The organism is Mesorhizobium sp. CNPSo 4670 (assembly GCF_057784235.1).
The window spans coordinates 1-21,181 of record NZ_JBWJFQ010000012.1; the positions used below are offsets into that span (position 1 = coordinate 1).

The 21,181-nt window shown below is 64.0% G+C and carries 21 protein-coding genes; 11 read left to right on the forward strand and 10 right to left on the reverse strand.

The window, feature by feature from the left end:
* A partial coding sequence (hisS, locus tag AC0ZT5_RS20005; protein WP_488497815.1) for a histidine--tRNA ligase occupies positions 1-1,479 on the reverse strand: 1,479 nt, incomplete at its 3' end.
* Between the two features lie 250 nt (positions 1,480-1,729).
* Here hisS and AC0ZT5_RS20010 point away from each other — a divergent pair.
* A complete protein-coding gene (locus AC0ZT5_RS20010; RefSeq protein WP_488497816.1) occupies positions 1,730-1,978 on the forward strand; it encodes a hypothetical protein in 249 nt (82 codons plus the stop codon).
* A gap of 52 nt (positions 1,979-2,030) precedes the next feature.
* Here the strand turns inward: AC0ZT5_RS20010 and AC0ZT5_RS20015 are convergent, their stop codons facing one another.
* Complete coding sequence (locus AC0ZT5_RS20015) at positions 2,031-2,669, reverse strand: DNA-3-methyladenine glycosylase I (RefSeq protein ID WP_184871953.1); 639 nt, start codon at positions 2,667-2,669, stop codon at positions 2,031-2,033.
* Between the two features lie 213 nt (positions 2,670-2,882).
* On the opposite strand from AC0ZT5_RS20015, the gene AC0ZT5_RS20020 reads away from it, so the two are divergent.
* Positions 2,883-3,626: a L,D-transpeptidase gene (locus AC0ZT5_RS20020; protein ID WP_488497817.1), complete on the forward strand. Its 744-nt coding sequence runs from the start codon at positions 2,883-2,885 to the stop codon at positions 3,624-3,626.
* A 268-nt stretch (positions 3,627-3,894) separates the two neighbouring features.
* The gene (locus AC0ZT5_RS20025) at positions 3,895-4,815 is read left to right on the forward strand and encodes a bifunctional 5,10-methylenetetrahydrofolate dehydrogenase/5,10-methenyltetrahydrofolate cyclohydrolase (RefSeq protein WP_095088843.1); all 921 of its coding nucleotides are present in this window, start codon (positions 3,895-3,897) and stop codon (positions 4,813-4,815) included.
* A 22-nt stretch (positions 4,816-4,837) separates the two neighbouring features.
* Here the strand turns inward: AC0ZT5_RS20025 and glcF are convergent, their stop codons facing one another.
* From glcF to AC0ZT5_RS20050, 5 genes are all read right to left on the reverse strand, one after another.
* Positions 4,838-6,163 carry a glycolate oxidase subunit GlcF gene (gene glcF / locus AC0ZT5_RS20030; RefSeq protein ID WP_488497818.1) on the reverse strand — a complete coding sequence of 442 codons (1,326 nt, stop codon included), beginning with the start codon at positions 6,161-6,163 and terminating at the stop codon, positions 4,838-4,840.
* A 10-nt stretch (positions 6,164-6,173) separates the two neighbouring features.
* Positions 6,174-7,379 (reverse strand): FAD-binding protein, encoded by a 1,206-nt coding sequence (locus AC0ZT5_RS20035; protein ID WP_488497819.1) that lies wholly within the window; start codon positions 7,377-7,379, stop codon positions 6,174-6,176.
* On the reverse strand, positions 7,376-7,960 hold the full coding sequence (locus tag AC0ZT5_RS20040; RefSeq protein WP_488497820.1) for an ASCH domain-containing protein: 585 nt from the start codon (positions 7,958-7,960) through the stop codon (positions 7,376-7,378). Before AC0ZT5_RS20040 ends, AC0ZT5_RS20035 begins: the two co-directional genes overlap by 4 nt.
* 250 nt (positions 7,961-8,210) lie before the next feature.
* Positions 8,211-9,707 (reverse strand): FAD-linked oxidase C-terminal domain-containing protein, encoded by a 1,497-nt coding sequence (locus tag AC0ZT5_RS20045; RefSeq protein ID WP_488497821.1) that lies wholly within the window; start codon positions 9,705-9,707, stop codon positions 8,211-8,213.
* Between the two features lie 139 nt (positions 9,708-9,846).
* On the reverse strand, positions 9,847-11,169 hold the full coding sequence (locus AC0ZT5_RS20050; RefSeq protein ID WP_477290124.1) for a DUF3422 family protein: 1,323 nt from the start codon (positions 11,167-11,169) through the stop codon (positions 9,847-9,849).
* A 208-nt stretch (positions 11,170-11,377) separates the two neighbouring features.
* Between AC0ZT5_RS20050 and AC0ZT5_RS20055 the strand changes: the two genes are divergently transcribed.
* Genes AC0ZT5_RS20055 through AC0ZT5_RS20065 form a run of 3 tightly spaced genes read left to right on the forward strand, consistent with a single transcriptional unit; the run spans position 11,378 to position 14,158 of the window.
* The gene (locus AC0ZT5_RS20055; protein ID WP_488497822.1) at positions 11,378-12,157 is read left to right on the forward strand and encodes an FCD domain-containing protein; all 780 of its coding nucleotides are present in this window, start codon (positions 11,378-11,380) and stop codon (positions 12,155-12,157) included.
* Positions 12,158-12,200: 43 nt separating this feature from the next.
* A complete protein-coding gene (locus tag AC0ZT5_RS20060; RefSeq protein ID WP_488497823.1) occupies positions 12,201-13,337 on the forward strand; it encodes an alpha-hydroxy acid oxidase in 1,137 nt (378 codons plus the stop codon).
* 35 nt (positions 13,338-13,372) lie between these two features.
* Positions 13,373-14,158 (forward strand): metallophosphoesterase family protein, encoded by a 786-nt coding sequence (locus tag AC0ZT5_RS20065; protein ID WP_488497824.1) that lies wholly within the window; start codon positions 13,373-13,375, stop codon positions 14,156-14,158.
* Positions 14,159-14,193: 35 nt separating this feature from the next.
* On the opposite strand, the gene AC0ZT5_RS20070 is transcribed toward AC0ZT5_RS20065, so the two are convergent.
* The gene (locus AC0ZT5_RS20070) at positions 14,194-14,325 is read right to left on the reverse strand and encodes a hypothetical protein (RefSeq protein WP_257784452.1); all 132 of its coding nucleotides are present in this window, start codon (positions 14,323-14,325) and stop codon (positions 14,194-14,196) included.
* A gap of 294 nt (positions 14,326-14,619) precedes the next feature.
* Positions 14,620-15,318, reverse strand: coding sequence for a type 1 glutamine amidotransferase (locus tag AC0ZT5_RS20075; protein ID WP_488497825.1), 699 nt, complete (start codon positions 15,316-15,318; stop codon positions 14,620-14,622).
* 88 nt (positions 15,319-15,406) lie between these two features.
* Here AC0ZT5_RS20075 and AC0ZT5_RS20080 point away from each other — a divergent pair, with 88 nt between their 5' ends.
* The 4 genes from AC0ZT5_RS20080 (at position 15,407) to AC0ZT5_RS20095 (ending at position 19,573) form a co-directional block, all read left to right on the forward strand.
* Entirely contained in the window at positions 15,407-16,069 is a 663-nt protein-coding gene (locus AC0ZT5_RS20080; RefSeq protein WP_488497826.1) for a hypothetical protein, read from the forward strand.
* 31 nt (positions 16,070-16,100) lie between these two features.
* Entirely contained in the window at positions 16,101-16,835 is a 735-nt protein-coding gene (locus tag AC0ZT5_RS20085) for a 16S rRNA (uracil(1498)-N(3))-methyltransferase (protein ID WP_488497827.1), read from the forward strand.
* A gap of 246 nt (positions 16,836-17,081) precedes the next feature.
* On the forward strand, positions 17,082-18,455 hold the full coding sequence (locus tag AC0ZT5_RS20090; RefSeq protein ID WP_477225528.1) for a glutamate--cysteine ligase: 1,374 nt from the start codon (positions 17,082-17,084) through the stop codon (positions 18,453-18,455).
* A gap of 104 nt (positions 18,456-18,559) precedes the next feature.
* Complete coding sequence (locus AC0ZT5_RS20095; RefSeq protein ID WP_488497828.1) at positions 18,560-19,573, forward strand: DUF937 domain-containing protein; 1,014 nt, start codon at positions 18,560-18,562, stop codon at positions 19,571-19,573.
* A 164-nt stretch (positions 19,574-19,737) separates the two neighbouring features.
* Here AC0ZT5_RS20095 and AC0ZT5_RS20100 read toward each other — a convergent pair whose 3' ends face one another.
* Positions 19,738-20,028: a DUF1127 domain-containing protein gene (locus AC0ZT5_RS20100; protein ID WP_477290140.1), complete on the reverse strand. Its 291-nt coding sequence runs from the start codon at positions 20,026-20,028 to the stop codon at positions 19,738-19,740.
* A gap of 177 nt (positions 20,029-20,205) precedes the next feature.
* On the opposite strand from AC0ZT5_RS20100, the gene AC0ZT5_RS20105 reads away from it, so the two are divergent.
* Positions 20,206-21,162, forward strand: coding sequence for a LysR substrate-binding domain-containing protein (locus tag AC0ZT5_RS20105; RefSeq protein ID WP_184871984.1), 957 nt, complete (start codon positions 20,206-20,208; stop codon positions 21,160-21,162).
* Positions 21,163-21,181: the final 19 nt, after the last annotated feature.

Below are 21,181 nucleotides of genomic sequence, written 5' to 3' on the forward strand. Positions count from 1 at the left end.
GGCCTGCGCCGCCAAGATCTTCTTCACCTCGGCGACCAGCTCGCTTTCCGCCACCGTCACCTGGGCCGGGCGCGCGGCGCGCCATTCGGCGTTGTCTGTGATCTCGGCCGACATGCGCGCACCTTCGATCAGGTCCTTGATCTGCAGTTCGCCCTTGGCGCGTTCGTCGCCGCCCTGGATGATTGCGACCGGGCAGCCGCGGCGGTCGGCATATTTGAGCTGCGCCTTCATGCCGGCGCCACCGAGATACATTTCAGAGCGGATGCCGGCGGCGCGCAGATCCGCCACCATCTTCTGGTAGCGGCCGAGGCTGTCGGTGTCCTTGTCCATGACCAGCACGACGACCGGCGCGATCACGTCCGCGCTGTCGAGCTTGCCGAGGTTCTTCAGCGCGGTCATCAGCCGGGAGACGCCAATGGAGAAACCGGTCGCCGGTACCGGCTCGCCGCGAAAGCGCGAGACGAGGCCATCATAACGGCCGCCACCACCGACGGAGCCGAAGCGGACGATCTGGCCGTCCTCATTGGGGATCTCGGCCAGCAGTTCGGCCTCGAAGACTGGGCCGGTGTAGTATTCTAGGCCGCGCACGACGGAACGGTCCATTGCAATACGGTCTTCGGCGTATCCCGCTGCCCGGACCAGGGCTTCGATCGTCTTGATCTCGCCAACGCCTTCCTGGTAGACCGCATTCGTGCTGACGCTGGAATCCTGACCGGCCTGTGCATTCCTCGCTGTCGCACGAAGAACTGCCTCGGCTTGCCCGTCATTCAACCCGGCGCCCTTGGCGAAGTCGCCCTCGCCTTCCTTGCCGCCATCCCAACGCCCCGGCCCAAGCAGAAGTCTCACCCCGTCGGGCCCGAGCTTGTCCAGCTTGTCGATCGCCCGCAGCACCGTCAGCCGGCGGCCGACATTGTCGTCGCCGCCAAGGCCGATCGCCTCCAGCACGCCGTCCAGCACCTTGCGGTTGTTGACGCGGATGACGTAGTCGCCGCGCTTGATGCCGAGCGCTTCCATCACGTCGGCCATCATCATCGCCATCTCGGCGTCCGCCGCCACGCCCGGCGTGCCGATCGTGTCGGCATCGAACTGCATGAACTGGCGGAAGCGGCCGGGGCCAGGCTTCTCGTTGCGGAACACCCAACCGGAGCGGTAGCTGCGATAGGGCTTGGGCAGCCGCTCGTAATTCTCGGCGACAAAGCGCGCCGTCGGCGCGGTCAGGTCGTAGCGCAGTGAGAGCCACTGGTCGTCATCATCCTGGAAGGAGAACACGCCTTCATTCGGCCGGTCCTGGTCGGGCAGGAACTTTCCCAGCGCATCGGTGTATTCGATCAACGGCTGGTCGGCCGGTTCGAAGCCATAGAGCTCATAGACCGAGCGGATCGTCGCCATCATCTTCTCGACGGCGCGGATGTCTTCGGCGCTGCGGTCGGCAAAACCGCGCGGCAACCGCGCTTTCGTCTTTTCCGATTTGTCGGCCATGGAATGGGTACTCGGTGTTTCGTGGCGATGTGCGATAGGAAATTTCCTATTTCCGCAGCGCGCGTGTCCTAACCGATGCAGCTTTGTGCGGCAAGGGTTTGCCGCCTTGCCTCTCCGTGCCGGGAGAAGACCGAACCGAACCACCCTGAAACAAGAACGCACCGAAAATGAAACAATCCCGCCATGGGTACGGCATCGTGCCGACACAATCGCGGCCGATAAGTCGCGCCGACACGAAGGGGTTCGGGCCATGACCAGCACAGCGAGATTCCATGCCGTCGGCGCAGGCGAAGTGCCCACGCGCCTGCGTCCAGCCGACCTCCACGCCCAGAAAATGGTCAGCCAGGCTGCTGGTCCGTTCGAGATACCGGCCGACACCGGCAAGGGACCATCCATGCGCGACGCATTGATGACCGGCCTGCTGGTGATCTACCCGACCGTGGCCACGGTGGTGGCGATTGTCGCCGGGCTTTTCCTGGCCAGCGCCAACGGCACCTGAAGGTACCCACCCGCGCCTTCGGGCGACTCACCAAAAGGGGATGCAAGCGCCGCTACTTCGGCCGCTTGAAAGCCTTTCGCTCTTTCTCGACTTGCTTGCGGCAGACGCAGCCCTCGAGATGGTCGTTGACCAGGCCCATGGCCTGCATGAAGGCGTAGACCGTGGTCGGGCCGACAAAGCTCCAGCCGCGCTTCTTCAGCTCCTTCGAAATGCGAACCGAGACCGCCGTGGTCGGGTTGGCGCGCAGATGGGCGAGATCGACGATTTCGGGCCGCTCGTCCTTGCCGGGTTCGAACTTCCAGAACCAGGCGGCCAGCGAGCCGAATTCATCGGCCATCTCGCGGGCACGCTTGGCGTTGTTGATGGTTGAGACGATCTTGCCGCGATGGCGGATGATGCCGGCATTGCCAAGCAGGCGCTCGACATCCTTGTCGGTGAAGGCGGCGACCTTGTCGAATTCGAAATTGGCGAAGGCCTCACGAAAATTCTCCCGCTTGCGCAGGATGGTCAGCCACGACAGGCCCGACTGGAAACCTTCGAGGCAGATCTTTTCGAACAGCCTGCGGTCGTCCGCCACCGGCCGGCCCCATTCATGATCGTGGTAGTGCAGATAGTCGGGCAGATTGCCGTGCCAAAAGCAACGCGCGACACCGTCGGGGCCGGCGAGCAGGCCGGTGTTTTCTTTTTCCATAGCCAAAGATCCGTTCGTTAATGCGCCTTTGCGCTGCATTTACTGCGGCTTTACCAGATTCCTGAACCCGGCGGTAACCACACCAAAAGCTTTACTGACACTTACGCATTTTACGCATTCCGATTCATGTTTCGGTTGCTGCTTGCGCGCCAATGATCGCTGAACCGGGGGGCGTTTCCACCCGGTCGTATCAGACGATCAAGGTGCGTTCCGATGAAGACAGTTTTGTTTCCCGTGCTCGGCGCCGTGGCTGTGTTTGCCGCAGGCGTCACGCCTTCAACCGCCGGCGATCGCTACGCCGACAGGCCGCCGGTTATGGTGAGCCCCGACCTTTCCGCCCCCTGGGTGCTGCAGCTTGGCCATGCGCCCGGCATCGTTCGCCAGAACCGCCAGGTCGTGCAGCAGCCGCGCCTGCGCTACGCTCAACCGGGGCAGCCTGACCGGGTGCAGACGGCAGCGGTGCAGCAGCCTTCCAAGCGGATGGTCATGCGTCCGCAGATCAACCCGATCTACCTGCCGCAGGAAGTCGCCTATGACGGCCCGCAGAAGCCGGGCACGATCGTCATCGATACGACCCAGAATTTCCTCTTTCTGGTCGAGAAGAACGGCAAGGCACGGCGCTACGGCGTCGGCACCGGCAAACCCGGCTTCGAATGGTCGGGCACGCACAAGATCACCAACAAGCGCGAGTGGCCGGACTGGCGCCCACCGGCGCAGATGATCAAGCGCGAAGCCGCCAAGGGCCGCTACCTGCCGACCTACCTGGCCGGCGGCATGGAGAACCCGCTCGGCGCACGCGCGCTCTATATCGGCACGACCGAGTATCGCATCCACGGCACCAACCAGCCATGGACAATCGGCGGCGCGGTGTCGTCAGGTTGCATCCGCATGCGCAACGAGGACGTCGTCGACCTCTATGAACGGGTCAATGTCGGAACCACGGTCGAGGTGATATAGTTCCGGCGACGAATCACTTGGTCGGCAAAGCACCTCGCTTTTGGCGGCCAGTCTGAAGATATGGGGGACGGGCCGTATGGGGATGCGGCCAGTCAGGAAGGGCAGCACGGGAAACCGCGCTGCCCTTTCCGTTTCGACCGGAGCCTGAGGGTCAGCGAGACACTCCCCGGTCGGCACGTCGCGCAAAAAGCATGACGGTTCGCTTTCGCGCTGCCCTTGGCGATGTTCTTTTGCTATGTCGGCGGCAACCAAGCAAAAGGGTTCACCCATGTCCCTGTCCGACGACAGCCGCTATCTCAAGGGCGGCCCGGTTGCCCAGCGCATCATTGCCGCCGTGCGCGAGGATGCAGCGATCGCCAAAGCCGAGGGGTTTCCGCCCAAGCTGATTTCGATCACCGTCGGCGACACCGCAGCGGTGGATGTCTATGTGCGCAACCAGCGCGCCAAGGCGCAGCTGGCCGGCATCGATTTCGAGGAACGGCGCTTTCCCGCCACCATCACATCAGGCGAACTGGAAGCGGCCATCCACGGCCTGAATGCCGATCCGCGCGTCACCGGCATCATCATCCAGCGGCCGGTGCCGGCGCATATCCCGGTCAGGACGCTGCAGGCGGCAGTGCATCCGCTCAAGGATGTCGAGGGCATGCATCCGGCTTCGATCGGCAATATCGTCTACAACCAGCTCGACCTCGCGCCTTGCACCGCGGCCGCCTCGGTCGAGCTGCTGAAGGAGACCGGCCTCGATCTCAAGGGGCTGGAAGTGGTCATCGTCGGCCATTCCGAAATTGTCGGCAAGCCGATCGCCTTCCTGCTGATGAGCGAAGGTGCGACGGTGACGGTCTGCCATCACATGACGCGATCGGTTGCCGCGCATGCGCGGCGGGCCGACGCGCTGTTCGTCGCCGTCGGCAAGCCTCGGCTGATCAAGGCCGACATGGTCAAGCCGGGTGCGGCGGTCATCGACATCGGCATCAATTCCGAAATCGGGCCTGATGGGTCCAGCCGCATCGTCGGCGACGTCGACACCGAGAGCGTCCGAGAAGTGGCCTCCTGGATCACGCCGGTGCCGGGCGGCGTCGGCCCGATCACGGTGGCGATCCTGCTGCGCAACACGATGGTGGCGCTCAGCCGGCAGCGCGCGCTCTATGAAGCGACCTACGGCACGGCCGACAGGCTGGCGGCCGAGTAAGCGCCGAGACAGCCACAGAGGCCTACTCCGCGGCGATCAGGCTGTCTTCCGCAACGCCGTCCGGCTTTCGCCCGCCATAGGCCCAGTCGAGCAGCTTTATCGTGTGCACCACCGGCATCTTCGCCGCGGACGCGATCTGGGTGATGCAACCGATGTTGCCGGTGGCGACGATCGAGGCCCCCGTGGCCTCGATGTTTTTTACCTTGCGGTCGCGCAGCCTGGCCGAAATCTCGGACTGCAGGATGTTGTAGGTGCCGGCCGAACCGCAGCACAGATGGCCCTCCCGCGGTTCGCGCACGATGAATCCGGCCTTGGTCAGCAATTCCTTCGGCTGGCGGGTGATCTTCTGGCCGTGCTGCATCGAACAGGCCGAATGATAGGCAACGACCGTGCCCGGCTTGCGCACCGGCTCGGGCAGCTCGATCCCGGCCAGATACTCGGTGATGTCCTTGGCCAGCGCCGACACCCGCGCCGCCTTGTCGGCGTAGGCCGGATCGAGCCGCAGCATGAAGCCATAGTCCTTGATCGTCGTGCCGCAGCCGGATGCGGTGATGACGATGGCATCGAGCCCGCTCTGGTCGATGGCGCGCGTCCAGGCGTCGACATTTTGCCTCGCCGAGGCAAGCGCAGCCTGTTCCCGCCCCATATGATGGACCAGCGCGCCGCAGCAGCCCTCGCCCGGCGGCACCACGACCTCGACGCCAAGCCGCGTCAGCAGCGCAATCGTCATTTCGTTGATGGCGGGATCAAGCACAGATTGCGCGCAGCCGGTGAGGATGGCGACGCGGCCTTTTTTGGCCCCTTGCCCGGCGTGGATACCCGGCGAGGCCATCGGTGAGACTGCGGGGATCGATGCCGGGGCGAGCTTGAGCATCGCGCTGAGCGGCTTCAGCGCCGGGACCCGTTCGAACAAGCCAATAAACGGCTTGCCCAGCCTCGCCAGCCTGAGCGCTGCGCGGAAGCGCGCGGGATCGGGCAGCACGAAGGCGAGCATGGCGCGGGTCAAGCGGTCAAGCAGGGGCCGCTTGTAGGTCTCCTGGATATGGGCGCGGGCGTGGTCGACCAGATGCATATAGTTGACGCCCGAAGGGCAGGTGGTCATGCAGGCAAGGCAGGACAGGCAGCGGTCGATATGGGTGACGATCTCCTTGTCGGCGGGGCGGCCATTCTCCAGCATGTCCTTGATCAGGTAGATTCGCCCGCGCGGTGAATCGAGCTCATTGCCGAGCGTCACATAGGTCGGGCAGGTGGCGGTGCAGAAGCCGCAATGCACGCATTTGCGCAGGATTTTTTCCGATTCCGCGACATGAGGATCGGCGAGTTGGGCAAGCGAGAAGTTGGTCTGCATCGCGTAAGTCCTAGGCCATGCGGCCGGGATTGAGGATGTTCTTCGGGTCGAATTCCTGCTTCAGGCGCTGACTGAGTGCCGCCAATGCAGGCGCCTGCGGTTCGAACACTGGCAAGGCAGCGCGATGGGAGGGTGCCGCGCGTACCAAGGTTGCATGGCCGCCGCCATGCTTTCTCAACAGCCCGCGCAGCAAAGCGGCTTCCGGATCACCCTCCTCCATACGCAACCACACCAGCCCGCCCTGCCAGTCATAAAAAGCACTGACGGCGGCCTGCATGCGCAGTGTCAACACCATTTGGTGGCCCTCTCCCGGCGTCATCGAGACGCGCCAGACCGGTTTCTCGCTGCCGTCGGCGAAAGGCCTGCAATCGCGCACATCGCGCCATATGGCGATTGAAGCCTCGCCGGAAATCTCCTCCAGCGGCCCGGCCTTGCCGAGCAATGTTTTCAGAGCGGCGATGCGATAGGCGACGGAAGGGCCAAACCCTTCGACGCGCAGCAACGTCGCGGCATCGTTGCCGAGCTGGCCGGCGGCGACGCGCGCGGCGACGCGTTCGGGCAGATGGGCGGCACTCGACACTTCCGCGCTGGAGCCGAGCGCCAGGGCCATGGCGGCGGCGGCCGCGTCGTCGAGCAGGCCGCGGATGGCGAGCGTGACCTCGGTCTCGGCGGCGGGCAGTACCTTGAAGGTGACGTCGGTGAAAGCGGCCAGCGTGCCCCAGCTGTTGGCCATCAGCTTCGACAGATCGTAGCCGGTGACGTTCTTGACGACGCGGCCGCCGGACTTGAAGGCCTCGCCGCGGCCTGAAACGGCATTGATGCCCAGGATATGATCGCGCGCAGCACCTGCCTTCAGCCGGCGCGGACCGGAAAGGTTCGCGGCAAGCACGCCGCCGATGGTGCCTTTGCCAGCTTCGCCCCCGAGCAGCGGGCCGTAATCCATCGGCTCAAAGGCGAGCTGCTGGCTGTTTTGTGCCAGCAGCTTTTCGATGTCGGCCAGCGGTGTGCCGGCCTTGGCCGACAGCACCAGTTCGGCGGGCTCATAGAGCGTAACGCCGGTAAGCTTGGACAAGTCGAGCGTGTGTTCGCTCTGTTGCGGACGACCGATGCCGCGCTTGGAACCATGTCCAAGGATTTCCAGCGGAGATTCCTCCGCCGCCGCCCAGGCGACGGTGGACAGGACTTCGTCCGATGTGGTCGGGGTAAAAGACGTCAAAGCCTGTGCTCCCGGAGCTTTTCGAGCACGGCTTCGCCCCTTGGCGACAGCCGGTAACCGACCTCGAGGCTCTCGGTGAGGCCGAGTTCCTTGAGCTTGCGGACATCCTGCTTGAATTTCAGCGTTTCGACGCCGGCCATCGCAGCCAGCTCAGCCGCCCGCACTTCCGGGTGGGCGCCGATCGTCCGCAGGATCGACGGGAAGTAACCCGGTGCCGTCTTATCCCAGCGCGCAAATCGTGCGGTCAAGGCGTGCCAATCCGCATCGGAAAGCGAGGCCTCGCCACGCAAGGCAACGCGTTCGTCGGGTTCGATACCGTTGAGTTCGATGCGGTAGACCGGGGTGCCGTCATGGGAGCCCAGCATCTCCTGAAGAGCTCCGAGTGCCGGAAAGCCGGCCGCAGTTGCGTCCTTTTCCGTCAGTGCGGACATGTCCACGATCGCAATATCGCCGATCAGCACGACGCCCGACGCCGTCCTCACCCGCCCGCCGGCCTTGACCGTCGGCCGCTTCCAGCGGCGGAAGGCGAGCGTCACCTCCTTGCGCGCGATCTTGTCCAGCGAGGATTGCTTGAACAGCAATTCAGACCTCACTCGGGTATTGGGCGAAGCCTGCGCCAAACAGAGGTGTGGAGATGCCGCGATCCTTCCCACCCCCCTCTGTCCTGCCGGACATCTCCCCCGCAAGGGGGGAGATCAGATCGTCACCACGGCTTTCGCAAATTCCTTTGGTTGAAGGACAAGCACCAGCATTGCGGCCAGCCAATCTCCCCCCTTGCGGGGGAGATGTCCGGCAGGACAGAGGGGGGTGTTCAAGCGCCGACATTTCCCCTCAAAACCTCGGAATGTCCGGAAACGGCAGCTTGCCGCCGGAAATGTGCATGCGGCCGAGTTCGGCGCAGCGGCGAAGCTGCGGGAAGACCTTGCCGGGATTCAAAAGATGATTGGGATCGAAAGCACATTTGACCCGCATCTGTTGGTCGAGGTCGATTTGGTTGAACATCTCCGGCATCAGGTCGCGCTTCTCGACGCCCACCCCGTGTTCACCAGTGAGCACGCCGCCGACCTTGACGCACAGCCGCAATATGTCGGCGCCGAAGCTTTCGGCCTTGTCGAGTTCGCCCGGCACATTGGCATCGTAGAGGATCAGCGGATGCAGATTGCCGTCGCCGGCGTGAAAGACGTTGGCGACGCCGAGACCGTATGTCTCCGACAGCTCGCGCATGCCGGCGAGCACGCGCGGCAGTTCCTTGCGCGGGATGGTGCCGTCCATGCAGTAATAGTCGGGCGAGATGCGGCCAACCGCCGGAAAGGCCGCCTTGCGGCCGGCCCAGAAGCTCAACCGCTCCTGCTCCGACTGCGAAATACGGCAGGTGGTCGAGCCGTTCCGGATGGCGATCGCCTCGACAGCGGTGATGAGGTGATCGACCTCGACACTCGGCCCGTCGAGCTCGACGATCAGCAGCGCCTCGACATCCAGGGGATAGCCGGCATGGACGAAATCTTCCGCGGCATGGATCGCCGGCCGGTCCATCATTTCCATGCCGCCCGGAATGATGCCGGCGCCGATGATGTCAGCGACGCACTGGCCGCCCTGCTCGCTGGTCGGAAAGCCGATCAGCAAGGCGCGTGCGGTCTCCGGCTTTTTCAGGATGCGCACGGTGACCTCGGTGACGACGCCGAGCAGTCCTTCGGAACCGGTCATGACGCCGAGCAGGTCGTAACCTTCGGCGTCGAGGTGACTGCCGCCGAGCCGCACCACCTCGCCATTCATCAGCACCATCTCGATGCCGAGGACATTGTTGGCGGTGAGGCCGTATTTCAAGCAGTGCACGCCGCCCGAATTTTCAGCCACATTGCCGCCGATCGAGCAGGCGATCTGGGAGGATGGATCGGGGGCGTAGTAGAAGCCCTCCTGCTCGACGGCGGTGGTTATGCCGAGATTGGTGACGCCCGGCTGGGCGACGACGACGCGGTTGGGGAAATCTATCGCAAGAATGCGGTTGAAACGGCTCATGACCAGCAGCACCGCGTCTTCCAGCGGCAATGCGCCGCCAGACAGCGAGGTGCCGGAGCCCCGCGGCACGACGCGGATGTTGCGGTCGTCGCAGTATTTCAGCACGCGGGAAACCTGCGCCACCGTCTGTGGCAGCACGACGACCAGCGGCAGCTGCCGATAGGCGGTCAGGCCATCGCTCTCGAAGGCCCGCATGGAATTGGCGGCGTCGACAACGCCCTCGCCCGGCACGATGATGCGCATGTCGGCGACGATCTCGTCGCGCCGGCGCATCGTGGCGTCGTCTGGTTTCGGCATGGCCAGGCCGGACATCTGCAGCCTCGTTTTACTTGACTGGTCAAAATCTTTTACCAGTGAAGCGCGGTGGTTGCAAATCCCGCTTTGGCGGAAAGTCCAAAGTCACCGCCGGACAGGCTTCCGCAGCGGCAATCTGCCGCTGCGGATACAAGTATTATTCGCCCGCCGGCTTGCCAGGTTCGGAATGCATCCGGCGCACGCGCCGCACGCCCCACCACACCAGCAGAATGGCGACGGGTACCGAGGCCGCGGTGACGACCTCCGGCGCGAAGGCATGGCCGAAGATCGAGGCGCCCTTGGCGACATAGCCGACGAGGCCGACCACATAGTAGGAGACGGCGGCGACCGAGAGACCTTCGACGGTCTGCTGCAGGCGCAGTTGCAGGCGGGCGCGATTGTTCATCGACGCCAGCAGGTCGCGGTTCTGCTTCTCGACCTCGACATCGACCCAGGTGCGCAGCAGCGTGGTGGCGCGGGTCAGCTTGCGCGACAGATTGGCCTGGCGCTCCTCGACCGAACGGCAGGTGCGCATGGCCGGTGCGACGCGGCGCTGCAGGAACCCACCCCAGGTGTCGTAGCCGGGCACGGCTTCTTCGTCGAGCGCCTCCAGCCGCTCGACGACGATGCCGTCATAGGCGCGGCTGGCGCCGAAACGGTAGAGGCTCGACGCGGCGTCCGCTTCCAACTCGGCGGCAAGCTCGGTCAGGTCTGCCAGCAGCGTCTGGCTGTCGCGGGTTTCGGCGACCTTCATTTCCAGCGTGGTCTGCGCCAGCCTGTCCTCGATGCGGCGGGCGCGGCCGGACAGGGTCAGCGCCAATGGCAGGCCAAGCATGGCCAGCGTTCGGTAGGTTTCGATGTCGATCAGCCGTTGCGACAGCGCCCCCGTTCGCGCCGGGGTCAGGCCGCGGTCGAGCACCAGCATTCGGGTCATGCCGTCGCCATCCTGGCGGAAATCGGTGACGATGGCGGCGTTGCCGCGTTCGACCAGCGAATAGCACAGGCTGGTCGGGTCGAAGCCGGCGATCAGCCGCTCACTCGCTTGCGTCCACTTGCGGATTTCGAGCCTGATCCCCGAGATGACGGTTCCCGGCGGGGAAAACCCGTTGCCGAACGGCGAGTCCTCCAGCGCCCTGCCGCTTTCGGAGAGCGGGCCTTCCCACAGATAGGTCGAGAATTCCGTGTGCCGCTCCCAGCGCAGCGAGCCCTTGCCCCACTTCATGGCGTGGTGGCGGGCCTGGCGGTCGGGCGCGGCAATGCCCAGACGCCGCGATAGTTCGGACAGCACCGCATGGTCGACACCGGATCCGCCCTCGGTCATGAAGGCGAGTTGCACCAGGACACGCGGCTTGTCGATCAGCGGATGCGGCCGGGCATGGACCTCGCCAAGCGCACCGGGCCGGCCCTCATGCGCGGGAAAACCCATGACGCTGCCCTTGGCGCGCGGCTGGAACTCGAGATTGGACGGGTCGTCTGACACGGCTTGTCCCCCGGGGTTCTCTAGACCCTCTTACATTGCGTCCCTCTAGGGCCAATGGCCAGATGACGCAAACAGCAAAGTTTAGCCGAAGACGATATGGCGTCAGGCGTCAAAATCGACCCGCTTCGACCAATTGGATAAATAATTTGACCAGTTGGCGACGCAGGCTTTATCCTGCACGACAGCGGTTCACCTTCCAGGCATTCTGTTGAGCGACATTTTTTCCAGGATCGAGCATTCGCGCACCGCCGACGAGGTGGTGCAGCAGATCGAGAGCCTCATCCTGGAAGGCGTGCTGCGCACCGGCGACCGGTTGCCGGGCGAGCGCGAGCTCGCACGCCAGTTCGACGTGTCGCGGCCGATCCTGCGCGATGCGCTGAAGGCGCTCGAAGGGCGCGGCCTTTTGACGACGCGGCCCGGCGGCGGCACGCATGTCGCCGACATCATCGGCCAGCTGTTCACCAAGCCGGTGGCGGACCTGATCTCGATGCATCGCAAGGCGGTGGCCGACTACCTGGAATACCGCCGCGAGATCGAGGGCGTCGCGGCCGAGTATGCGGCGCGACGCGCCACGCCGGAGGATCTGGCGCTGCTCGACCGCATCATGGCGCGCATGGACGAAGCGCACCGGACCGGCGATTTCGACGGCGAAGCCGAAATCGATGTCGAGTTCCATCACGCGATCTGCGAGTGCGCGCACAACATCCTGCTCTTGCACACGCTGCGCTCTTGCTACCGGCTGCTGTCGGAAGGCGTGTTCCAGAACCGGCTGCTGGTGTTCACCGTGCCCGGCGCGCGCGACGCGCTGCTTGCCCAGCACCGGGCGATCCATGCCGCGGTGAAGGCCGGTGACCCTGCGGCCGCGCGGCAAGCGGCGATGGACCACATGATCTATGTCGAGCGGTCGATGGCCGAGGCCGAGCGCAGCGGCGACTGGCAACGCGTCTCGCGGCTGAGGCTCAGGCAACGTTCTGAAGGGGCCAGATGAACCCACACGCAGACGCTTCCAGGACTGATAAGTGGGGACCCTCATGAGCCAAATCCTCACCATCGCCGATCTCAAGGACCTCGCGCGCCGGCGCGTGCCAAAAATGTTCTTCGAGTACGCCGATTCCGGCGCCTGGACTGAAAGTACCTACCGGGCCAACGAGGAGGATTTCGCCAAGATCAAATTCCGCCAGCGCGTGCTGGTCGACATGAGCAACCGCTCGCTGGAATCGACCATGATCGGCGAAAAGGTGACAATGCCGGTGGCGCTGGCGCCGACCGGCCTGACCGGCATGCAGCATGCCGATGGCGAGATGCTGGCAGCGCAGGCGGCCGAGGAGTTCGGCGTGCCATTTACCCTGTCGACGATGAGCATCTGCTCGATCGAGGACGTCGCCTCGGTGACCAAGAAGCCATTCTGGTTCCAGCTCTATGTGCTGCGCGACAAGGATTTCGTGCTCGACCTGATCGACCGGGCAAAGGCGGCGAAGTGCTCGGCGCTGGTGCTGACGCTCGACCTGCAGATCCTCGGACAACGCCACAAGGATGTCCGCAACGGACTTTCGGCGCCGCCCAGGATGACGCTGGCCAACATCGCTGACATCGCCATGCGCCCGCGCTGGTGGATGGGCATGGCCGGCACCAAGCGCCGCACCTTCCGCAACATTGTCGGTCACGCCAAGGGCGTCGGTGACGTCGCCTCGTTGTCCTCCTGGACGACCGAGCAGTTCGATCCGCATCTGTCGTGGAAGGATGTCGCCTGGATCAAGGAACGCTGGGGCGGCAAGCTGATCCTCAAGGGCATTCTCGACAAGGAAGACGCGCTGATGGCGGCCAAGACCGGCGCCGACGCCATCATCGTCTCCAACCATGGTGGGCGCCAGCTCGACGGCGCGTCGTCTTCGATCATGGCACTGGAGGAGATTGCCGACGCGGTCGGCGACACGATCGAAGTCCACATGGATGGCGGCATCCGCTCGGGCCAGGATGTGCTGAAGGCGCTCTGCCTCGGCGCCAAGGGCACCTATATCGGCCGGCCATTTCTTTACGGCCTGGGCGCGCTCGGCAAGGAAGGAGTTACCAAGGCATTGGAAATCATCCGCAAAGAGATGGACATCACGCTGGCGCTGTGCGGAAAGCGTCTGGTCACCGACATGGGCAAGGACCAGCTCCGACGCTAAGTCCGTGACAGCCTGACCACGGAGACAGCGCAGAGTTGGCAGAACCCGGCATCCATTTTCTCGACGCGCATGGGCCGGAGGGTGTGCGTCTCTACGCGATCGGCGACGTGCATGGCCGGCTCGACCTGCTGGCCGCCATGCACCAACGCATCGAGAGCGAACTGGAATGGAAACCGGCTCGAGACTGGCGCGTGATCCACCTCGGCGATTATGTTGACCGCGGGCCGGATTCCAGCGGCGTCATCGATTTTCTGATCGAAGCACGAGCACGAGATCCGCGCCATTTGATGCTGGCCGGCAATCACGACATCGGCTTTCTCGATTTTCTGCGAACTCCGGATCCCGAAGGACTTTTCATGCGCTATGGCGGCACCCAGACGGCGCTGTCGTATGGTGTGTCCCTGACCGCGGACGCCAGCTGGTTCGGCAAGGCGGAGACTATACGGCGGGGTCACGCGGCCCTGGTCGAGGCCATGCCGCCAGACCACGTCGACTTCCTGCGCTCGCTGCCCTTCTCACTGACTTTCGGTGATTTCTTCTTCTGCCATGCAGGCATCAGACCGGGCATTGCTCTGGAGAAGCAAGACCAACAGGATCTGATCTGGATCCGCGACGTCTTCCACAATTACCAGGGCCTGTTCCCGAAGATCGTGGTGCACGGGCACACGCCGGTGCCGGAAGCAGAAGTGATGGCCAACCGCGTCAATGTCGACACGCTTGCCTGGCAATCAGGGATGCTCACAGCGCTCGTCGTCGATGGCCCGGACAAACGCATCCTGACGATCACGATCAAGGAGCCTGGGACGACAAAGGAAGCGTGAGCGGCGCGTCCGGGGACGCGAAAACGTTCCGGCTTTTAGCGAAGCGAGGCGGTGACGCCGTAGCCGTCGACGGCGTTGTGGTTGTTGGCTGCGTCGGCGGAATAGATGCCGAGGCCGCACAGCACGATGGCGGACAACATGGCAAAGGACAGAAGCGCTGCTTTCACGGACGTCATCTCTTGTTGAGCTTGCTGCATCTGTGCACCAGGCGGTTACCAATGCGTTGAAACGGAGAATTCGCTTCAAAGTTTCGACGATTTCGCGCTTCTAGGCGCGTTCTGTATCGACGGTGTGTCGCGCGGGTCACACCAAAGGTTCATCGCGGTTGCACAGCCGATGCAGAGCGCGCGCCTTCTAGGATGATGGGCGGACACAAGCCAAGGATGAAAGGGGTTTTCCCCAGGCGGTTTCACCACTGCGTGCCAATTATGTCACGCGGCGAGGCGCCGAGGGTTGGACGCTCAGATCGTCGCGACCCAGGCGCGGGCAATGGCCAGGCCGGCAGCGTCGGCATCAGGCCCGTTACGGGCCATTTCGCCATCGAGCTTGCCAGCCCAATCGGGATGGCGCGCGGCGATGGTCGGGGCAAAGGACGTGCTCCAGTCCTGCACCATCGGGCGGTCGGCCTCGAAATGGAACTGGAAGCCGTAGACGGCACGGCCAACGCGGAACGCCTGGTTCTCGGCGACATCGTTGCCGGCGAGCCGCACGGCGTTCTCAGGCAGCACGAACGTGTCGTCGTGCCACTGGAAGATCGGGAATTTTTCCGGCAACGCGCCAAGCACGGGATCGGCCTTGGCGTCCGGGGTCAGCGACACGCCGTGCCAGCCGAACTCGTTGGCGCCACCGATGCGGTTCTCGCCGCCGAAAGCGCGGGCAACGAGCTGGCTGCCGAGGCAGATGCCGAGCACGGCACGGTCGTTGTCGGCGAAATCGCGGGTCAGTTCGAGCAGAGCCGGGAAATAGGGGTAGTCGTCATCGTCCAGCGCATTCTGGCCACCGCCGAGCACCACCATGGCATCGTGCCCGGCCGCATCATCCGGCAGGGGATCGCCCTTGTAGGGCAAGCGCAGATCGAGGTCGGCGCCCGCTTCCGCCAGGGCCGCGCCTACCTGGCCAAGGCCGGTATTGTCGTAGTTCTGGACCACCAGCACCCGCATCGCAAAACCCTGCTGACATGAAAATGATGCGACGAGCGATATCATGCCGCCAGCGTTGCAGCCAAGATGCGTGTTGCGGGAGAAAACTATGCCACTGCAGAATCGGGTCGATCCGTTCGGCGCCATCCACGCCGTGCCCGAGCGCGGGCTGTTCACCGGCAATCGCGGCATCATCCACGATCCCGAGACAAAGACACTGTTGAAAAAGCGCTGGGCGCTTCCGGCCTGGATCGTTTGCGTATGCCAATTCCGCAACGTGCGGCGCGAGCCGATGGGGCGGAACCGGAAGAGCGACGACCATTTGGGTGGCAAAGCGGGCTGGACCGAGCTGTTCTTCCTTGACGAGGTGACGGCGCTGGCGGCCGGGCATCGCCCCTGCTTCTTTTGCCAGCGCGAACGGGCCAAGGATTTCGTCGGCCGCTTCGGCGATGCCTTCGGCATTGCCGAGCCACGTGCGCCGCAGGTCGACAAGCGGCTGCACAAGGAGCGGCTGGCGTCCGGTGGCAAGCCACCGATGCTGGCCCTTGAGGAACTTGCCGGTCTTCCCGACGGTGCGATGCTTGCTGATGGGGGCACCGCCTATGCCTTGCGCGGCCGCAAGGCGCTGCGCTGGTCTTTTGCCGGATATGGCCCACCCGGCGATTTCAGCCTGCTCGAAGGCAAGGCGCTTGCGCTGCTGACGCCGGCCACGACGCTCGCCGTCCTGCAGCACGGCTTTCGGCCGGTGTGGCATCCGACCGCTGAGGCTTGACGCCGGCGGGCGGCTCGCTCATTCCTCGGCGATGCGCGCCAATTACAAGATGCAACGCCTGTTCGTGCCCGACGACCTCGGGCCCGCGATCGAGTTCGATGCCGGTCAGCAGCAGAGCCACTATCTGCTGCATGTGCTGAGGCTTGGCGAAGGCGCCGAAATCCTGGTGTTCAACGGTCGTGACGGTGAATGGTCGGCCGCCATTGCGGCGAAATCAAAAAGGGCGGTGCAGCTGAAGGTGCTGACGCTGCAGCGGCCGCAACCGCCGCTGCCCGATCTCATCTACTGCTTTGCGCCGCTGAAGCAGGGCCGGCTAGACTATCTCGTGCAGAAAGCTGTCGAGATGGGCGCCGGCATCCTGCAGCCGGTGATCACCCAGCACACGCAAGTGGCCAAGCCCAGCATCGATCGTCTGCGCGCCAATGTCGTCGAAGCCGCCGAACAATGCGGCATCCTGGCGGTGCCGGAGGTGCGCGAAGCCGAAAAGTTCGACCGCCTGCTGACCGGCTGGGACAGAGAGCGGCGGTTGATCTTCTGCGACGAGGACGCCTCGACCAACAACCCGCTGCCGGCTCTGCAGGCGGTCAGGGAAAAGAAACTTGGGCTGCTGGTCGGGCCCGAAGGCGGCTTTTCCGATGACGAGCGCAAGATGCTGCGCGCCCTTCCCTTCGTGACAGCCATTCCACTCGGAGCGCGCATCCTGCGCGCCGACACGGCGGCGGTGGCAGCACTTGCGGTGATCCAGGCAACCGTAGGAGACTGGTGAGACTTCATTTCTTGCAAGGGACGGAGAGCGCCGTATCGTTCAATTCCTGTTGACCTGTGGCTCAGGATTTTTCGCTTGATCGACTACTGACATTTCGTCCATCTAGCGCCGGCGGTCGTCCGACCGTCCTACAACTTCGCGCGTCCTTTCGGACGCGCAAACGACGCTGTAGCATTTTGAAGGGGCACATGATCCTTTTCGAAAATCGAAAGCCGATTTTCGGGATCATGTGCGGAGGGCTTTGTCATGGCGCGCGATACTACCGATTTCCGCCCGATCGAAGGCGTCGATGAGCTCGTCGAGCATCTGGCCGAAGGCAACAAGCCGCGCGACAAGTGGCGCATCGGCACCGAGCACGAAAAATTCCCGTTCTATGTCGATGGCAACGCGCCCGTGCCCTATGGCGGCGAGCGCGGCATCCGCGCCATCCTCGAAGGCATGCAGCAAAAACTCGGCTGGGATCCGATCATCGATGACGGCCGCATCATCGGCCTGGTCGAGCCGACCGGCCAGGGTGCGATTTCGCTGGAACCCGGTGGCCAGTTCGAGCTGTCCGGCGCGCCGCTGGAGACGATCCACCAGACCTGCCGCGAGGGCAATGCCCATCTGGCGCAGGTACGCGAGATCGCCGAGCCGATGGGCATTCGCTTTCTCGGCCTTGGCGGCAGCCCGAAATGGTCGCTGGCCGAAACGCCGAAAATGCCGAAGTCGCGCTACGAGATCATGACGCGCTACATGCCCAAGGTCGGCACCAAGGGTCTCGACATGATGTACCGCACCTGCACGATCCAGGTGAACCTCGACTTCGAGAGCGAGGCCGACATGCGCCGTAAGATGCAGGTGTCGCTGAAGCTGCAGCCGCTATCGACGGCATTGTTCGCCAATTCGCCGTTCACCGAGAGCCGGCCGAACGGATTGCAGAGCTGGCGCGGCGACATCTGGCGCGACACCGACAACCAGCGCTCGGGCCTGCTCGAATTCTGCTTCTCGCCCGATTTCGGTTTCGCCGACTATGTCGAATGGGCGCTTGATGTGCCGATGTATTTCGTCATCCGCGACGGCCACTATCACGACATGACGCACATCACCTTCCGCCAGTTCATGGCCGGCGCCGCGCGCAATGAAGTGCCGGACGGGCTGCCGACAATGGGCGACTGGGCGAACCATCTATCGACGCTGTTCCCGGACGTGCGGCTGAAGCGTTTCCTCGAGATGCGCGGCGCCGATGGCGGGCCGTGGCGGCGCATCTGCGCGTTGCCGGCTTTCTGGGTCGGATTGCTCTATGACGAGGCAGCGCTCGACGCCGCCGAGGCACTGACCTCAAGCTGGACATATGACGAAGTGCTGGCTATGCGCAACGCGGTGCCGGAACAAGGCATTTCAGCGCCCTTCCGCAACACCACGCTGCGCGAGATCGCCCGCGACGTGATGGTCATCTCGCGCATGGGCCTGAAGAATCGTGGCCGCAAGAACCGCGACGGCTATGACGAGACCTCGTTCCTCAACACGCTCGATGAAGTGGTCGCACGCGGCACCACCAGCGCCGAGGAGATGCTCTCCGCCTACCACACGCGCTGGGGCGGCTCGATCGAGCCGGTCTTCATGGAATACGCCTACTAACCCTGCGAGTGCAGGCGCGGCCGATTGATTGGCAAAAGCCGCTTCAATCGGCCATCGAAACGAATTAGGCTCTCCACCCTAGGATTTCCCGGAGGAGAAAGCCGATGCCTACCTTGTTCGATATGCTGGCGCAGGCCCAGAACGGCAACGGCATGCAGGCCCTTGCCCAGCAATACGGGCTTTCGATGCAGCAGACGCAGGCGGCCGTTGCCGCTCTGCTGCCGGCCTTTTCGCAGGGGCTGCAGCGCAACACTGCCGATCCCTATGGGCTCGGCGCCTTCATGACGGCAATGGCAAGCGGCCAGCACGCCAAGTATTTCGAGGACGCAAACCGAGCCTTCTCGCCGCAAGGCGTCGATGAGGGCAACGGCATTTTGGGGCACCTGTTCGGCTCGAAGGACCTGTCGCGGGCCGTGGCCAGCCAGGCGGCGCAGGCCAGCGGCGTCAGCCAGCAGATCCTGCAACAGATGCTGCCGGCGATCGCCTCGATGGTCATGGGCGGGCTGTTCAAGCAGACGACAAATCAGATGCAAGCCGCCGGCGGCCTTGGCGGCGGCAACAATCCGCTCGGCGAGATCATCGAGCAGATGATGCGGCAAAGCGGCATCCAAGCCCCCGCTCCGCAGCCACGCCAGGCACCGCAGCCGCAGAATCCGATGGACAACCCGCTCGGCAAGGTTTTGCAGGACATGTTCGGCGGCGGTGCCCCGCAGCCGCAAAGCCAGCCTCAGCCGGCACCCAATCCCTATGGCGACAATCCGCTCGGCAAGGTGCTGCAAGACATGTTCGGCGGTGGGGCGCCGCAGCCGCAGCAATCGCAACCACAGCAGACCCAGAGCCCCTATGGCGACAACCCGCTGGGCAAGATCTTCGAGGAGATGCTGCGGCAAGGTGGTGGCGGCTTCGGCGGGGGCGGACAGCCGGCGCCGCAACAGCCACAGGCACCACCGCAGCGGCAGGCGCCGCAACCGCAGACCAATCCGAGCGGCCGGCCGAGGAACCCGTTCGACGACCTGTTCGGCAAGATGTTCGAGACTGGCGCCCAGCAGCGTGACGAATATCAGAAGGGCGTGGAAACGATCTTCGACCAGTTCAAGCGGGACATGGACCGGCGGTAACCCGATCGGCCCTTCAAAAGAAAAGCCCGGTCCTGGGAGGACCGGGCCAGAGTGCAGGCGGGCCGGCGGGGATCCGGCAGGGAGTGGGGCCTGCATACTCGTCAGTCGCGTCGAACCTCAAAAAGGTTCACGGCAACCGATGTGATAGCAACCAAGCCGGGCGATCAGGCCACCTTGCGGGCGAGGTCCTCGATCGTTTCGACGCGATCGCTGGCGATTGCGCGCAAGATCTTCGTCGGATCGCGGCCAAACGGTATGTCGATGGCGACATGGAGGTCGGCGCGCGTCAGGCCGATATCGGCGAGTTCGGAATCCGACATCTCGCCAAGGCGATAGAAGGCGCGGCGGTTTTTCCAGGCGCGGTAAACGTTGGAGACAGTGTTTGCCACGCGCGTCGCAACGGCCGGACGCGAGGTGATGCGCGAGGTCTCGGTGGCGAAATCAAACGTGGTCATGTCGGTCTCCTTCAGACTCGAACGGACGAAATCAGGCAAGCGGCGCTGGCGACAGCGGCCGTTCCGGCTTCGATTCACATGCCTTCATGTGGACAATCACAATTTGCCATCGACCGATTGATTAATCCAACGAATGTTTCTAATCCTAGGCATCAACACTAGTGATGGATTGGACCGATGAAAGCGCCACTCGATCTCGATCAGTTGCAGACCTTCATCTCGATTGCCGATACAGGCAGCTTTACGCGGGCGGCCGAAGAGGTGCACCGGACCCAGTCGGCAGTATCGATGCAGATGCGCCGGCTGGAGGAGCGGATCGGCAAACCGCTGTTCGAAAAGGACGGGCGCACCAACAGGCTGACCGAGGAAGGCGACAAGCTGCTCTCCTATGCGCGGCGGCTGCTCTATCTCAACCGCGAAACACTGGCAGCCTTCGACGACCGGCGGCTCGAAGGCACGATCCGAATCGGCACGCCGGACGACTATGCCGACCGTTTCCTGCCCGAAATCATGGCGCGGTTCACGCGCTCCAATCCCCGCGTCGAACTGACCGTCATCTGCGAGCCGACGCCAGGGCTGGTTGAGCATATCAAGCGCGGCAATCTCGACCTGGCGCTGGTGACGCACAACGATGTACGCGGCCAGTCGGAGGTGGTGCGGCGCGAGCCGCTGCTGTGGGTCACCTCCGCCAACCATGCGACGCACGAACAGCAGACGCTGCCGATGGCCTTTGGCCGGCCAAATTGCATCTGGCGGCGTGCCGCCGTCGATGTGCTCGACCAGCAGAACCGCGACTATCGCATCCTGTTCACCAGCTTCTCGGCAACCGTCATCACCGCCGCGGTGCTTTCCGGCCTGGCGATCTCGGTGCTGCCGGAATGCGCGCTGAGGCCCGGCATGCGGGTGCTGGGCGAAGCCGACGGCTTCGGCGCCCTGCCCGATTGCCGCATCGGCATCATGCGCGGCCAGACGTCGCGGCCGGAGATCGTCGATGCGCTTGCCCGCCACATTTCGGAAAGCCTGGACAATATTTCCGTGCCGATCGGCGAAGAGACCGGGACATTCGACTTCGCAGCCCTCGCCTATGCCAAGATGAAGCGGACGAAGCCGAACCAGATCTTGCCGGGCTGGTAGGCCAGATCCTCCCTGACAG